Origin of the sequence: Hydrogenophaga sp. (genome assembly GCF_011390835.1) — a bacterium.
GTDB lineage: Bacteria > Pseudomonadota > Gammaproteobacteria > Burkholderiales > Burkholderiaceae_C > Hydrogenophaga.
The window spans coordinates 1-15171 of record NZ_JAABRQ010000032.1 but is presented as its reverse complement, the minus strand read 5'-3'; the positions used below and the strand labels follow the sequence as shown (position 1 = coordinate 15171).

The window sequence follows — 15171 nt, the reverse complement described above, 5'->3', positions numbered from 1 at the left end:
GGGTGGAGGTATGCACTTCAACTTTCAATGCAGGTTGCAGGCAGTACCCCAACGGCAGCAGCCCGGTCTACAAGCCTATCGGGCTCTTGCACGAGTACGGTGAGAACGACGCCATGCTGTTTGGTCTGATGACCGGCAGCTACGACCGGCATATGTCAGGCGGCCGACTGCGCAAAGTGGTGTCTTCTTTTGCCAGTGAGGTCAACACTACCACGGGTGTTTTCAACACTGCAGCACCCATCGTTAATACCTTCAACAACCTGCGCATCAGAGGCTACAACCAGAGCAGCAACTCAAACGAATACCGGAGTAGTAACCCGTACGCCGCCTCCGCCAGAGCGCCTACAGAGGGTGAGTTTGTGGACTGGGGCAACCCCATTGGCGAGATGCTTTACGAGGCCACACGCTATTTCGCCGGAAGAGGTGCACCCACTGCTGCGTTCGCGGGCGCAACCACGCTTGACTCACAGGTTGGTTTGACATCAGCCACCTGGGACGACCCCTATTCCAGCACCAGTGCGGCCAGAGCGCCGTATTGCTCCCGCGCCAGCTTTCTCACCATTTCCGACATCAACCCTTCCTTCGACTCCGACACAGTCCCTGGTAGCGCGTTCACGAATTACAGCGATGGCGGGCAGTTGCCAGGCTTGAATGCAGCGGCGCTGGGCAGCACGATCACCGGCATCGAAGACAGTGGTGTGTCGACCATCACAGGGCAGCGCTTCATTGGTCAGTCGGGAACGGGTACAGGCTCCTTCGACTCTGCCCCCACCGCCAAGAGCGTGACATCGCTGGGCAACATCCGCGGACTCGCGCCGGAAGACCCATCCAAACAAGGCAGTTACTACGCTGCCTCGGTGGCTTACTACGCCAGAACGAACGATATCCGGGCATCAGGGTCGACGGCGCTGCAAGGCACCCAGACGGTGGACAACTATGTGGTGGCGTTGAGTTCCCCGCTGCCGAAAATCGAAGCCGCGCTGCCCAACGGGCGCGTGATCACGTTGGTACCATTTTCCAAGACGGTTGAATTTAACGGGAACGTATCCAGTGCCAAGGGCGATTACCAGCCAACCAACCAGATCGTCGATTTCTATGTGGAGACCATCGCCAATTCGGGGCCTGGAAACATGGACCCCGGCGTCAACGGTGGACGCTACTACGCCGAATTTCAGATCAACTTCGAAGACGTGGAGCAGGGTGGCGACCACGACATGGACGCCATCGCGCGCTATGTGATTCAGGCCAACTCTGACAACTCGCTTTCAGTCACGGTCATCCCCACCTACCAGGCGGGAGGCATGAAACAGAACATGGGCTACGTGATCTCTGGCACCAATCGCGATGGCGTTTATCTGGTGGCGAAAGATGAAGGTGGTGGTCCGAGGTACTTCCTGAATGTGCCAGCAGGCCAGTCAGCAGGCTATTGCGACGTGGCCTCCCCGCCGGCAGCCTGCGGATCACTGCCCACGATTGGCCAGGCTGCACCCACCTTCACGTTCACACCCAACATTGCTGGCAACGGAGGAGCTACCCTGCTCAAGGATCCTCTCTGGTACGCGGCCAAATACGGCGGCTTTGTGGACCGCAACAACAGCAGGACACCCGACCTGCCAGTGGAGTGGGATGCGGACGGCGATGGCGTACCAGATACCTATTTCCTGGTGCAAAACCCCTCGACTCTCCGCCAGAGTCTGCAAAAAGCGTTCAACAGCATTCTGGAGCGCAGCGGCAGCGGCGGTAACGTCGTCGCCAACAGCACCCAGGTGGCCTCCAATTCCCTGGTATTCCAGGGCCTTTACAGCAGCGCCCGTTGGTCGGGTGAGCTCGTGGGGTATCCGGTCAGCGCGTCTGGCCTGAACCGAACGCCGCTTTGGAGAACCACAGATGCCGGAAGAATTCCTGCCTTTGCGGCCAGACGGCTGTTCTACGGAGCAGACACCGGCTCGAGCAAACCGTTTGAATGGGCGCAGCTGTCTGCCGCGGAACGAGCCCTGTTGAACAACGACCAAACTCTGGTCAATTATTTGCGCGGCGAGCGCACCAGGGAAGTGCAAAACGGCGGTACGCTTCGCGACCGCCCGGCCAACACGGTTCTGGGGGACATCGTTCATTCGTCGCCGGCTTACGTTCAAGACAGCAACACCGTCTTCGTGGGTGCAAATGACGGCATGTTGCACGCATTCAATGCGGCCACCGGCACTGAGCTCTTTGGGTACATGCCCCGTCAAATGTTGCCCAGGGTGAGAGTGCTCGCTGACCTGAACTACAACGACAACCACGAATACTTCGTGGATGGCGATATAGCTGTGTCCTCGGTTGCTCAAACCACACGCAATTACCTTGTGGCCACCATGGGGCGTGGGGGCAGGGGCATTTTCGGACTCGACGTCACCAACCCCGCCACCTTCAGCGCAGGCAACGTGCTCTGGGAATACACGGCCGCGACCGATCCAGACCTCGGTTTCATGATTGGCTCTCCGAAGATCGCTCGGCTCAGAAATGGGGACTGGGCAGCCATCGTGGCCAATGGCTTCAACAGCACCAACCAAGGTGCGGCGCTCTACGTCTTCAATCTGGCCACGGGCGCAGTGATCGCCAAACTGGACACCGGGGTGGCTAACAGGGGCAACAACGGGCTGAGTACACCCGGGCTGCGCCTGGACGGCAGTGGCTTTGTCGAGGCCGTCTATGCTGGAGATTTGAGGGGCAATCTCTGGAAGTTTGACCTTTCCAGTTCGTCACCTGCATCGTGGGCGGTCGCTTTCTCGGGCCAGCCCCTCTTCCAGGCGCGAGATGCACTGGGCAACCCTCAGCCCATCACAGCGCCCATCACGAGTACAGCCAATACGGTGGCGACCGACCCCAACTTCGGCAGGACGTTTGTCCACTTTGGCACCGGAAGTCTTTTCCAGTCCACCGATCCCTCCAGCACAGCGAGGCAAACCTGGTATGGCTTGATCGATCAAAATGCACCCATTCCCAACCGCAGCAACCTTGTCCAGAGAACCTTCAGCGTCACGACCACGCAGAGTGGCACGCTGGTTCGGTCGCTGTCAGCCGCGGTTGCCAATGACATGTCTGGAAGGTCTGGCTTCTTCATTGACTTGCCAGAGACTGGCGAGCGCATGGTCACCGCATCAACCTACGGTTACACCACCCAGCCTGCGATGTTTGCCAGCTCGGCCATTCCCTTGATCAACGAGTGCATGCCAGGTGGCCGCGGCTTCGTCAACATCATCGACCCGTTCACGGGCGCGCAACTCAGCAGCCCCAATCTGGACATCGACGGAGACGGCAGTTTCGATGACGAATATGTCAACGGCGTCTACGCCAGTTCGATTGATCTGGGCATCGGCATCTCCGGTCAGCCAACGCTTGTCGGTCAGTTCTTCATCGTTGGCGGTACAGGTGGAGACAACGGGACGATCGCAGGTGGTAGCACTCCAATTCCAACTGTTGGCGCTAGAGGTCGAGTTTCTTGGCGCGAGATCATCCGCGATTGAATAAATGGACGTTCCAACGCACCGCTATGAAAACTGAACTCTTTGGGCCCCTGCCTCGCCAACTGCGCAAGCAGGGTGGTTTCACCTTGATTGAGCTGATGATCGTTGTAGCGGTGATCGGGATCCTGGCCGCCATCGCTTACCCGAGCTACACCAGTTATGTGATTCGGACCAAGCGCGCCACAGGGGCTGGCTGCCTGATGGAGTTGGCGCAGTGGATGGAACGCAACTACACCACGTGTCTTCGCTATGACCGCACTGGTGCCGGTTGCGGCACCGCTGTAGGTTCGGCACAGTTACCTGCCTTGGCTTGCCGAACCGACCTGGGAACGGCGTACACATTCACCATCGCCGCAACGCCAGCCATCGGCTCTAACGCCTTCCAACTCAATGCGACGCCCGGCGGCGCTCAGGCGGGCGATACCGCATGCGGGACGCTCACCATCAACCAAACCGGCACCAAGGGCGCGACAGGCGCCAGCGGTGCGGCGGGCTGCTGGCGTTGACCCCCCAGCCTGCGGCGACGCTGCGCGAAGCGCAGCGTTGGGCAGACTTAGCCTCAGGCCTTTCCAACCCGAACCCTCACGTCGGCTGCCTGATCAAGGCGCCCGACGGTCGCACCATCGGCCAAGGCCACACCCAGCAAGCCGGCGGGCCGCACGCCGAGGTGATGGCGCTGCGTGACGCGCAGGCCCATGGCGAATCGGTCCAAGGCGCGACGGCCTACGTCACCCTGGAGCCCTGCTCGCACCACGGCCGCACGCCGCCATGCTGCGACGCCCTGATTGCTGCAGGGATCGAGCGGGTCATCGTCGCCACCCAGGACCCCAACCCCCAGGTCGCCGGCCAAGGGCTGGCTTGTCTGCGGGCGGCGGGCATCGAAGTCGAGCTGTTGCCGCCCGACAGCGAACCGGCTCGCGCCTCACGCGAACTCAACATCGGCTTCTTCAGCCGCATGATCCGCGGCACGCCATGGGTGCGTATGAAGATGGCCACCTCGCTGGATGGCACATCGGCGCTCCAAAATGGCGAAAGCCAGTGGATCACTGGCCCGGCGGCGCGGGCCGATGGCCACGCTTGGCGGGCACGGGCCTGCGCGGTGCTCACCGGCATCGGCACGGTGCTGGAAGATGACCCGATGCTGGATGTGCGCGAGGTGTCCGTGCAGCGCCAACCGCACCTGGTGATCGTCGACAGCCGGCTGGAAACGCCGCTGGACGCCCGTCTGTTCAGCTCGCCGGCCCAGGGGCTGCGGCGCGAGATCTGGATTTACACCGCCAGCGACGACGCTGGCCGTCGCATTGCACTGGAGCAGCGTGGCGCCACCGTCATCGCCCTGCCCGGCCCCGGTGAACCCGGGCAGCGCAAGGTGGACCTGCATGCCATGCTGCACGATCTCGCCCGGCGCGAGGTCAACGAGTTGCACCTGGAAGCTGGTCACAAGCTCAATGGCTCGTTCATCCGTGAAGGTTTGCTGGACGAGTGCCTGATCTATGTGGCACCCCGGCTGCTGGGCCCTGGCCAGGGGCTGGCCGGGTTTGGCCCGCTGCAGTCGTTGTCAGATGGCGTACAGATGAAGTTCCAGTCGGTGGAGCCAGTCGGCGACGACTTACGGGTACTCGCACGGGTCGTCGGGCGAGACGCTTTCCTGCATCCCTGAGCCTTTGAAATCAAGGCGCCGGCGCGGTAGGTGCCCTGGATCGACCTCGGTGCGACAGCACCAACCAAACCCTGCGAAAATACTCGGATGTTTACCGGCATCATCACCGGCGTGGGGCGCATCGCCGCCCTCCACGCCCTGGGCAGTTCATTGGACCATGGCAAGCGCCTGCACATCGAGGCGCCGCCTGGCTACTTGGACGATGTGGGCCTGGGCGACAGCATTGCGCTCAACGGCGCCTGTATGACGGTCACTTCGCTGGATCTGCCGCAGCACCAGTTCAGCATCGACATCTCGGCTGAGTCCCTCGCCCGCACCACGGGTCTGGCGCAGATCAACACTCGAATTAACCTGGAAAAGGCCTTGCGCGCCCAGGACCGCCTGGGCGGACACATCGTTTCCGGCCATGTGGACGGTGTCGGCACCGTGACCCGTTTCGCCCAGATCGGCGAAAGCTGGGAGCTGCGCGTGCTCGCACCGCCCGAGCTGGGCAAGTACCTGGCCTACAAGGGCTCGATCACCATCAATGGCGTGAGCCTCACGGTCAACCAGGTACAGGACCACGCCGACGGCTGCGAAATCAGCATCAACCTCATTCCCCACACCGTGGACCACACCGCGCTGGGCTCGCTAACGGCGGGTGCTGCGGTGAACCTTGAAATCGACACCGTGGCGCGCTATGTCGAGCGCATGCTCAGTGCCACCCAGACAACCTCACCCGAAGCAGTTGCATGAACGCCCCTGACATCCTGGCGCCGGTCGCCATCTCTCCGGTCGAAGACATCGTGGCCGACATGCGCGCCGGGCGCATCGTGATCCTGGTCGACGAGGAAGACCGCGAAAACGAAGGCGACCTGGTGCTCGCGGGTGACCACGTCACTCCCGAAGCCATCAACTTCATGGCGCGATTCGGGCGCGGCCTGATCTGTCTCACCCTCACCCGCGAGCGCTGCGAGCAGCTTCAGCTGCCGCCCATGGTGGCGCGTAATGGCGACAAGAAGGGCACGGCGTTCACCGTGTCCATCGAAGCCGCTGAGGGCGTGACCACTGGCATTTCGGCCGCCGACCGCTCGCGCACTGTGCAGGCCGCCGTGGCGTGCGACGCTCAGCCGCACGACCTGGTTCAGCCTGGCCACATCTTTCCGTTGCAGGCGGTGGACGGCGGCGTGCTCATGCGCGCCGGCCACACCGAAGCGGGCTGCGATCTGGCCGCTATGGCTGGCTGCTCGCCCGCGTCGGTGATCTGCGAGATCATGAAAGACGACGGCACCATGGCCCGCCTGCCCGATCTGCAGCTATTCGCCGCCGAGCATGGCCTGAAGATCGGCACCATCGCCGACCTGATCGAATACCGCAGCCGCACCGAATCGCTGGTCACGCGCCTGGGGTCGCGATCCATGCAAACGGCGTTCGGAGAGTTTCAGGTCACCGCTTTCCGCGACCAACCCAGCGGCGCCTTGCACCTGGCTCTGGTCAAGGGCCAGTGGGGGCCGGACGACAGCATACCGGTGCGGGTGCACGAGCCGCTGTCGGTGCTGGATGCGCTGGAAGTCGGCCGTGCCATGCACAGCTGGAGCCTGGAGATGAGCCTGCGCCACATCGCGGAGGCGGGTGCTGGCGTGGCGGTGCTGCTCAATTGCGGCGAATCGGCGGCCCAGCTGCTGGCGCAGTTCGAAGGTACGGCCCGCTCGGCCCAAGCCCCGGAGCGCGGGCGCATGGACCTGCGCACCTACGGCGTGGGCGCGCAGATCTTGCGCGAAAGCGGCGTGCACAAAATGCAGCTATTGGGCAAGCCGCGGCGCATGCCCAGCATGACTGGCTATGGCCTGGAAATCACCGGCTATCTCAGCCGCGGCGCCTGAATCCAAAACAACCAAAAGAACGGACTCCACATGTTTGGCGCAGACAAGGGCACAGCCCAGATCCTCGAAGGCAAGAAGCTCTCCATCGCCATCGTGCAGGCGAGATTCAACGAAGCCATCACCAACGCCCTCTTCCAGGCCTGCCACGCCGAGCTGTTGGCGCTGGGCGTGTCCGAGAAACACATCACGCACGTGAGCGTGCCCGGCGCGCTGGAAATTCCGGTGGCGCTGCAGGCGCTGGCCGAGCGTGACGATTTCGACGCCCTCATCGCCCTGGGCTGCATCATCCGCGGCGAGACCTACCACTTTGAGCTGGTGGCCAACGAATCGGGCGCCGGCGTCACCCGCCTGTCGCTCGACTACCAGGTCCCGATTGCTAACGCTATCCTCACGGTTGAAAACGAGGCGCAGGCACTGGCGCGCCAGACGGACAAGGGCCGTGACGCCGCGCGCGTGGCAGTCGAAATGGCGCATGTGCTGGCGCAGATTGGCTGACCATGAGCGATACCGGCACCCCCACCATCAAGCCGCGCAAAGCCGCCGACAAGTCGGCACGCACCCGCGCCCGTGAATTTGCCCTGCAGGCGCTCTACCAGCACCTGGTGGGTCGCAACGCCGCCACCGACATTGACGCGTTCACCCGCGACCTCGCCGGCTTTCACAAAGCCGACAGCGTGCATTACGACGCGCTGCTGCACGGCACCATCGCGCAATCGGCCGCGCTCGATGCGCTGATCACCCCCTTGCTCGACCGTCCGCTGGTCGAGCTCTCGCCGATTGAGCACGGCGTGCTCTGGATCGGTGTCTACGAATTCCAGCACTGCCTGGACGTTCCCTGGCGAGTGGTGCTCAACGAATGCATTGAGCTGGCCAAGTCTTTCGGCGGCACCGATGGCCACAAGTATGTGAACGGCGTGCTGCACGGCCTGGCCGCCCAGCTGCGCCCGGTCGAGGTGGCGGCTGGCGCAGCGGCCGGCACCAGCCGCAAACCGCGACCTGGCGCGGCATGAGGATTGCGCAGCGCGCTCAGCGCGTCGAGCCGTTTTACGTAATGGAGTTGGCCAAGGCCGCAGCCGAGATGGCGGCCCAGGGCGGGCCAGACCAGCGGCCCATGATCTACCTCAACATCGGCGAGCCAGACTTCACCGCGCCGCCCTTGGTGCAGGCCGCGGCCGAGCGCGCCATCCAGACCGGCCGCAGCCAGTACACCCCAGCCACCGGCCTGCCCGCCTTGCGCCGCGCCATCAGCGGCTGGTACGCCAGCCGCTTTGGACTGGATGTGGACCCTGCTCGCATCGTAGTGACCGCTGGCGCATCGGCCGCCCTGCAGCTCGCGTGCCTCGCGCTCGTCGAGTCGGGCGATGAGGTGCTGATGCCCGATCCCAGCTACCCCTGTAACCGGCAGTTTGTGCAGGCGGCCGATGGTCGCGCGGTGCTGATCCCTTGCGGGCCTGAACAGCGCTTCCAGCTCAGCGCAGAGCAGGTGCAGGCAGCTTGGCGCCCGGCCACGCGCGGTGTGCTGCTGGCCTCGCCCTCCAACCCAACCGGTACCAGCATCGCGCGCGGCGAGCTGGAGCGCATCGCCCGGCTGGTGCGCGAGCGCGGTGGCGTGACGATGGTCGACGAGATCTACCTTGGACTCAGCTATGAGCATGACTATGGCCACAGCGCGCTGGGCCTGCCCGACGACCTGGGCGAGCAGGTCATCAGCATCAACAGCTTCTCCAAATACTTCAACATGACCGGCTGGCGCCTGGGCTGGCTGGTGCTTCCGCCGGCGCTAGTGCCCTCGGTCGAGCGGCTGGCACAAAACCTGTTCATCTGCGCCAGCACGATTGCGCAGCACGCTGCGCTGGCCTGCTTCGAACCCGAGAGCCTCGCCGAGTACGAGCGCCGCCGCGCCGAGTTCAAGGCGCGCAGAGACTTCTTTATCCCCGAGCTCAACCGCCTGGGCCTGAGCGTGCCGGTGATGCCCGACGGCGCGTTCTACGCCTGGGCCGACGTGCAGGGCATGTGTGAACGCTGGGGCATCCCGCCGGCGGGTGCACAGCCCGACCAGGGCGGCAGCTGGGCGCTAGCGTTTGAGTTGATGCAGCGCTGCCAGATTGCCACCACCCCGGGGCGCGATTTTGGCCAGGCCGAACCGGGCCACTACCTGCGCTTTTCGACCGCGAGTTCCATGCACCAACTGCGCGAAGCGGTGGCGCGCCTGGAGCAAGCGCTTTGAAACAACCCTTCGACACAATGCCAACCGCTGCGGGTAGCAGCGAAGCTCGCGCAGCGGGGAGCGTGGTCGCCACATTCACCTGGCCCGTGCGCGTGTACTGGGAAGACACGGACACGGGCGGCATTGTTTTTTATGCCAACTACCTGAAGTTTTTCGAACGCACACGGACCGAGTGGCTACGTTCGCTCGGCCTGGCGCAGCAGCGCCTGCGCGAACAGGGTACGGGTCAGTTCGTGGTCACGCACACGGATGTGCGCTACCACCGACCGGCCCGCCTGGATGATTTTCTTTTGGTTACTGCGCGTCTGCTTGATGCGGGCCGTGCGTCGCTCACAATTGAACAGCGCGTGCTGCTTCAGTCCTCCAATGGGGATGAGCTCAAAAGCGACCCTTGCCTGCTGTGCGAAGGCCGCATCCGCATCGGCTGGGTCGATCCCCACCAACTCCGCCCGCAACGCATTCCGGCCGACCTGCTGGCCTTGCTCAGCGCCACCTGCTGATCGCGCGAAACCTTTTTCTTTCTTTTGCCTCACACCCCTCCATGAACCAAGACCTGTCGATTGTTCAACTGATGCTCGATGCGAGCTGGGTGGTGCAGGCCGTGGTCGCGCTGCTGGTGGTGGTGTCGGTCATCAGCTGGGCGGCCATATTCCGCAAGGTGTTTGCGATCCGCCGCGTGAAGACCCACAACGAAGACTTCGAGCGCGAGTTCTGGTCGGGCACCAACCTCAACGAACTCTACACCGCCGCCGCCCAGGGCGCGCGCCACGGTGGACCGATGGAACGCATCTTTGCCAGCGGCATGCGCGAGTACCAGAAACTGCGGGAACGTCGCATCACCGACAGTGGCGCCTTGCTTGATGGCGCACGCCGCGCCATGCGGGCGAGTTTCCAGCGTGAGCTCGATGCGCTGGAGTCCAACCTGTCTTTCCTGGGCACTGTGGGCTCGGTGGCACCGTATGTGGGCCTGTTCGGCACCGTCTGGGGCATCATGCACGCCTTCACCGGGCTGGCCTCGCTGGTCCAGGTGACCCTGGCCGCCGTGGCGCCCGGCATCGCCGAGGCTCTCGTGGCCACCGCTATCGGTCTGTTCGCTGCCATTCCGGCCGTGGTGGCCTACAACCGGTTCACCCACGACATTGACCGTGTGGCCAACGCCATGGAGACCTTCATGGAAGAGTTCTCCAACATCCTGCAACGCAATCTGGGCAGCAGCTCGGCATCGGGTCACTGAGCATGGGCAGTCCCTCCACCCGGGGCCGCGGGCGCGGCCGGCGCACCATGAACGAGATCAACATGGTCCCGTTCATCGACGTGATGCTGGTGCTGCTCATCATCTTCATGGTGACCGCGCCGCTGATCACGCCGAGCCAGATCGATCTGCCCAGCGTGGGCCAGGCGAGCCGCCAGCCCGACCGTTTCGTGCAGGTGCTGATCGACCGCGATGAACAGGTCCAGGTGAAGCTGGGCAACGCTACCGGGGAGCCGCCCGCCGTGCCCCTCAACCGGCTGGCTGCCAGCGTACGAGAGCTGCAGGGCAACGCCGCGGCCGGTACCGAGGCGACACCGGTGGTGATCAGCGCCGACAAGAGCGTGAAATACGAAACCGTGGTGAAGGTGATGGACACGCTGCAACGCGCCGGCGTCACGCGTGTCGGCCTGTCTGTGCAGACCAGCCCCTGAGACCGCCTTGAACAGCGTACTCAACCACTCGGTATTCCCTTCGCGCTTCCCGGCGCAAGCCCGCCGCGACCTGGCACCACCGCCCCCGGGTCGCTGGTTGGGTCCGATGGGCCTGGCACTGGTGGCCCACGGCCTGCTGGTGGCTGCGCTCACCTGGGGCGTGGGCTGGAAACACGAATCCGCCCCAGTGGTGTTCGAGGCCGAACTCTGGTCGCGCCTGCCCCAGGCAGCGGCACCGCGTGCAGTCGAGCCGCCACCACCGCCCCCTGCCCCCAAACCCGCACCGAAACCCGCGGAACCCCAACCAGCACCCCCGCCACCCGGGCCCACACCGGCCGAGATCGCGACCGCCCAGGCGCAGAAAAAGCAGGCTGAGGCCGAACGCCTGGAACAGGAGAAAAAGGCCGCTGCGCGCAAGGCCGCTCAGGAAAAGGCCGCTGCCGAGAAAGGACAGCAGGCAGAGAAACTGGCGGCTGAAAAGAAAGCCGCCCAAGCCAAGGCCGCAGAAGAGCGACGGCGGGAAGAGCTGGCCGCCAAGGCCCGTGACGAGCAGATGCGCCGCATCATGGGCCAGGCTGGTGCCAGCGGTGGCCCGCAGGCCACCGGCTCGGCTCAGAAGGCCAGCGGTCCGACGCCCGGCTATGGCGCGCGGGTGGCCGCTCGCATCAAACCCAATGTGGTGTTCACCGATGCCATCAGCGGCAACCCGCAAGCCGAGGTGGAGGTGCGCACCCAGCCCGACGGCACCATCACCAGCCGCCGGCTGGTGAAAAGCAGTGGCAATGCCGCCTGGGACGAAGCGGTGCTGCGCGCCATCGAACGCACCGGCTCGCTGCCGCGCGACACCGACGGCCGCGTGCCCTCTCCCATGATCGTGGTGCTGCGCCCGCAGGACTGAGTGGAATGGCTCGACGAGCCTCAGCGCAGCAGCAGGGCCGGCACCCGGCAGGCCTGCAGCAGCTCGCTGGTGTGGCTACTGCGCAGCAAGGAGCGCCAGGGCGAATGGGTATAAGCGCCCATGATCAGCCAGTCGGCCCCGGATGCCAGCAAAGCCTGCGGGATGATCTGAGTGGCCTCGCCGGGCACCACCCGACCGCTGGCATCCATCCCCGCGGCCTGCAAACGCGCCACGGCGGCATCCAGCGGACCGCTGCCCTCCGCGGCACCAGCCATCACCAGCTCGATGCCCAGGCCCCGCAGCAAGGGGCTCTGGGCCAGCATCTCCACGCCTTGACGCGTGATGCGGCTGCCATCGAAGGCCATCAAGGCGCGGAGCGGCGCCTGGAAACGGTCGGGGACTGTGAGGATGGGGCGCTCCAGCGCCCGCACCACCGCTTCCACCTGAGCGCCAAGGCCTGACGCCGCGGCCTGATCGCCGCGCCGCCCGAGCACAAACAGCCGCGCGCCAGACTGCAATTCGTGCAAGGTCTCGTCCAGGTGACCGAGGCGCTGGCGCACATCGACCACCGCCACACCAGCGACCAGCGCACGCTCTCGCAGCCGATCCAGAAACAGCCGACCCTGTTCACGAGCAGCCCGCACCCGCGCTTCGTCTTCGCTGCTGAGTTGTGACAAAAGGTCTTCCTGCGCGTTCGGTCCGATGGCGCCGCTGCGGTCGCTGCTGGTCGCGGTTTCCGGATGGCGGTCGATCACATGGAGCAGCTCCAGCGGCGCATCCAGGCGCATCGCGGCCCAGGCGGCGTGGTCGGTGACCGATTCGGCAAAGGCAGACTGATCGACGCAGGCGAAGACACGGGGTGTGGTGGACATGGCGGGCTCCGTTCAGTGGTCGGTGATGAGGTCGGGCGCACCGTCTTTGTCATGCACAGCAAAGCGGTCCACCAGCGTGGCGCTGGCCTCGTTCAGACCAATCACCTCAACCTCGGTGCCTTCGCGCCGGAACCGGAGCACCACCTTATCCAGCGCACTGACGGCGGTGATGTCCCAGAAGTGCGCGCGGCTCACGTCGATGCTCACCCGGTCGATCACCTCCTGGAAATCAAACGAATTGACAAAGCGGTCGGCTGTGGCAAAAAACACCTGGCCGGTGATACGGTAGGTGCGCTGGCGACCCTGGTCTTCGGCCAGTGAGGTGATGCGCAAGAACTGTCCCACCTTGTGCGCAAAAAAGAAGCCGGAGAGCAGCACACCGGTCAGCACGCCCTGAGCCAGGTCGTGCGTGGCGACCGTCACGGCCACGGTGGCGACCATCACCGCGCTGGAGCTTTTGGGGTGCTCGCGCAGGTTGCGGAACGATGCCCAGTTGAAGGTGCCTATCGACACCATGATCATCACCGCCACCAATGCGGCCATGGGAATCTGCTTCACCCAGTCACCCAGGAACACCACCAGAATCAGCAAGACCACGCCGGCCACCAGTGTGGACAAACGACCTCGCCCGCCCGATTTCACGTTGATCACGCTCTGGCCGATCATGGCGCAGCCCGCCATGCCACCGATGAAGCCGGTGGCCACGTTGGCTACGCCCTGCCCCACACATTCGCGGTTCTTGTCGCTGCGCGTGTCGGTCAGCTCGTCGACGATGGTCGCTGTCATCAGCGACTCCAGCAGGCCCACCACCATCAACGTGAGCGAATACGGGAAGATGATACGCAGCGTTTCCAAGGTAAAGGGCACATCAGGGACCAGGAAGCTCGGCAGGCTGCTCGGCAGTTCGCCCATGTCGCCCACGGTGCGGATATCCAGCCCCAGCACGATCGACACCGCGGTGAGCACGACGATGGTCACCAGCGGCGACGGCACGGCCTTGGTGAGGTAGGGCAAACCGTAGATGATGGCCAGGCCTGCCGCGGTCATGGCGTAGACGTGCCAGGTCACTCCCATGGTCTGCGGGTTCAGTTCGGGCAGCTGCGCCATGAAGATCAGGATGGCCAGCGCATTCACGAATCCGGTCACCACCGAGCGCGAGACAAAGCGCATCAGCACACCCAGCCTGAGCCAGCCGGCAAACACCTGCAACACGCCGGTGAGAACCGTGGCGGCCAGCAGGTAGTCCAGCCCGTGGCTCTTGACCAGTGACACCATGACCAGCGCCATGGCACCAGTGGCGGCCGAGATCATGCCCGGACGCCCTCCCATGAAGGCGATGATGGTGGCAATGGAAAACGAAGCGTACAGACCCACCTTGGGGTCGACGCCGGCGATGATGGAAAACGCGATCGCCTCGGGGATCAGGGCCAGGGCCACCACCAGCCCTGCGAGCACATCGTTGCGAACGTTGGACAACCAGTCCTGTCGGATTCGAGCAAACAAAAAAAACACTCCAGACGCTGCGCCGGGTTGGCAACAGGCATCTCTTCAAGGGGAAAAAACCACCGCGCGGGCGGTGACGAAGAGGATCAGGCTTTGGCCTGGGCGTGGCTGCGCAGCCATTGGGCGAACGCGGGCTCGGTGAGGTCACCGGCGGCGACGGCGAGCATGGCCAGGGCACAGTCGGAGTCATTGGCTTCGAGCCGCCAGCCATTGAGCATCAAGAACAACTCCGCTGCCACATAGCCGGTGCGCTTGTTGCCGTCGATAAACGGGTGGTTGCGCGAGATACCGAAGCCATAGGCGGCAGCCAGGTCAGCCACATCGGGAGCGCCCCCATCGGGCAGCCCATAGGCAGCAAGGTTTTGCGGTCGTGATACGGCTGACTCAAACAAACTCGCATCCCGCGTGCCTGCTGCGCCACCATGCTCGGCAAGCTGCGCCTCGTGAACCGCCAACAGCACCTGTGGATTCAACCAAACCCAAGCTGTCATTTAGCCAGCTCGCGCAGCACGGCACGACGCGATTTCATAATGTCTCGCGCCACGCGCATCTGCGCCTCGAATTCGGGGTTGTGTACTGTCAAGCGAAAACCGTCGGGCGAGTCGGTGAGAAACACCTCATCGCCTTTTTCGATGTCCAGGCGATTCAATATTTCCTTGGGCAGGATGACGCCCACAGAATTGCCGATCTGGGTGAGTTTGAGGGTGTGCATGAGGAGCGAGCCCATTGGTTATAACGCTCGTAATAATACACCAGCCGCTATTGGGGCACGCAAGCTCAACTCTGGAATGCCGTGGAACCAGCCTTCGACCAGCTCAAGTCGGGCCACTGGCATTGCCCCCTGAAGAGGATCACCCCGCAGGCGGTGCGGCATTGAGCCAAGCTAGGGCCTGTTAACACAATCGAAGACCATCGGCGACGAGCACGAAGCTGATGAAGCCCAGGAACATCAGGTCGAGT

The 15171-nt window shown here is 64.0% G+C and carries 16 protein-coding genes; 12 read left to right on the top strand and 4 right to left on the bottom strand.

Annotated features, from left to right (window positions below; translation table 11 throughout):
* The first annotated feature begins 113 nt into the window (after positions 1 to 113).
* The 12 genes from GPT34_RS15685 (at position 114) to tolA (ending at position 11836) form a co-directional block, all read left to right on the top strand.
* Entirely contained in the window at positions 114 to 3506 is a 3393-nt protein-coding gene (locus GPT34_RS15685; protein WP_363357059.1) for a PilC/PilY family type IV pilus protein, read from the top strand.
* A gap of 26 nt (positions 3507 to 3532) precedes the next feature.
* On the top strand, positions 3533 to 4012 hold the full coding sequence (locus GPT34_RS15680; RefSeq protein WP_291014426.1) for a type IV pilin protein: 480 nt from the start codon (positions 3533 to 3535) through the stop codon (positions 4010 to 4012).
* A 20-nt stretch (positions 4013 to 4032) separates the two neighbouring features.
* Positions 4033 to 5166 (top strand): bifunctional diaminohydroxyphosphoribosylaminopyrimidine deaminase/5-amino-6-(5-phosphoribosylamino)uracil reductase RibD, encoded by a 1134-nt coding sequence (gene ribD / locus GPT34_RS15675; RefSeq protein ID WP_291014456.1) that lies wholly within the window; start codon positions 4033 to 4035, stop codon positions 5164 to 5166.
* Between the two features lie 87 nt (positions 5167 to 5253).
* Positions 5254 to 5901, top strand: coding sequence for a riboflavin synthase (locus tag GPT34_RS15670; protein WP_291014424.1), 648 nt, complete (start codon positions 5254 to 5256; stop codon positions 5899 to 5901).
* On the top strand, positions 5898 to 7028 hold the full coding sequence (gene ribBA / locus GPT34_RS15665) for a bifunctional 3,4-dihydroxy-2-butanone-4-phosphate synthase/GTP cyclohydrolase II (RefSeq protein WP_291014422.1): 1131 nt from the start codon (positions 5898 to 5900) through the stop codon (positions 7026 to 7028). Before GPT34_RS15670 ends, ribBA begins: the two co-directional genes overlap by 4 nt.
* Before the next feature lie 30 nt (positions 7029 to 7058).
* Positions 7059 to 7523: a 6,7-dimethyl-8-ribityllumazine synthase gene (gene ribH, locus GPT34_RS15660; RefSeq protein ID WP_291014419.1), complete on the top strand. Its 465-nt coding sequence runs from the start codon at positions 7059 to 7061 to the stop codon at positions 7521 to 7523.
* Between the two features lie 2 nt (positions 7524 to 7525).
* Positions 7526 to 8038 (top strand): transcription antitermination factor NusB, encoded by a 513-nt coding sequence (gene nusB / locus GPT34_RS15655; protein WP_291014416.1) that lies wholly within the window; start codon positions 7526 to 7528, stop codon positions 8036 to 8038.
* Positions 8035 to 9255 carry a pyridoxal phosphate-dependent aminotransferase gene (locus GPT34_RS15650; RefSeq protein WP_291014413.1) on the top strand — a complete coding sequence of 407 codons (1221 nt, stop codon included), beginning with the start codon at positions 8035 to 8037 and terminating at the stop codon, positions 9253 to 9255. The genes nusB and GPT34_RS15650 overlap by 4 nt, the downstream gene beginning before the upstream one ends.
* A 17-nt stretch (positions 9256 to 9272) precedes the next feature.
* The gene (locus tag GPT34_RS15645; RefSeq protein WP_291014410.1) at positions 9273 to 9755 is read left to right on the top strand and encodes a YbgC/FadM family acyl-CoA thioesterase; all 483 of its coding nucleotides are present in this window, start codon (positions 9273 to 9275) and stop codon (positions 9753 to 9755) included.
* Between the two features lie 41 nt (positions 9756 to 9796).
* Complete coding sequence (gene tolQ / locus GPT34_RS15640; RefSeq protein WP_291014408.1) at positions 9797 to 10489, top strand: protein TolQ; 693 nt, start codon at positions 9797 to 9799, stop codon at positions 10487 to 10489.
* 47 nt (positions 10490 to 10536) lie between these two features.
* On the top strand, positions 10537 to 10938 hold the full coding sequence (locus GPT34_RS15635) for an ExbD/TolR family protein (protein ID WP_291014405.1): 402 nt from the start codon (positions 10537 to 10539) through the stop codon (positions 10936 to 10938).
* A 7-nt stretch (positions 10939 to 10945) separates the two neighbouring features.
* A complete protein-coding gene (gene tolA / locus GPT34_RS15630) occupies positions 10946 to 11836 on the top strand; it encodes a cell envelope integrity protein TolA (protein WP_363357049.1) in 891 nt (296 codons plus the stop codon).
* A gap of 20 nt (positions 11837 to 11856) precedes the next feature.
* Here tolA and GPT34_RS15625 read toward each other — a convergent pair whose 3' ends face one another.
* The 4 genes from GPT34_RS15625 to GPT34_RS15610 all read right to left on the bottom strand — a co-directional run bounded on the left by GPT34_RS15625 (position 11857) and on the right by GPT34_RS15610 (position 14923).
* Complete coding sequence (locus tag GPT34_RS15625; RefSeq protein WP_291014402.1) at positions 11857 to 12708, bottom strand: universal stress protein; 852 nt, start codon at positions 12706 to 12708, stop codon at positions 11857 to 11859.
* A gap of 12 nt (positions 12709 to 12720) precedes the next feature.
* Entirely contained in the window at positions 12721 to 14211 is a 1491-nt protein-coding gene (locus GPT34_RS15620; protein WP_291014399.1) for a SulP family inorganic anion transporter, read from the bottom strand.
* Positions 14212 to 14297: 86 nt separating this feature from the next.
* Positions 14298 to 14702: a type II toxin-antitoxin system death-on-curing family toxin gene (locus tag GPT34_RS15615; RefSeq protein ID WP_291014396.1), complete on the bottom strand. Its 405-nt coding sequence runs from the start codon at positions 14700 to 14702 to the stop codon at positions 14298 to 14300.
* Entirely contained in the window at positions 14699 to 14923 is a 225-nt protein-coding gene (locus GPT34_RS15610; protein WP_291014394.1) for an AbrB/MazE/SpoVT family DNA-binding domain-containing protein, read from the bottom strand. The genes GPT34_RS15615 and GPT34_RS15610 overlap by 4 nt, the downstream gene beginning before the upstream one ends.
* Positions 14924 to 15171 lie beyond the last annotated feature (248 nt).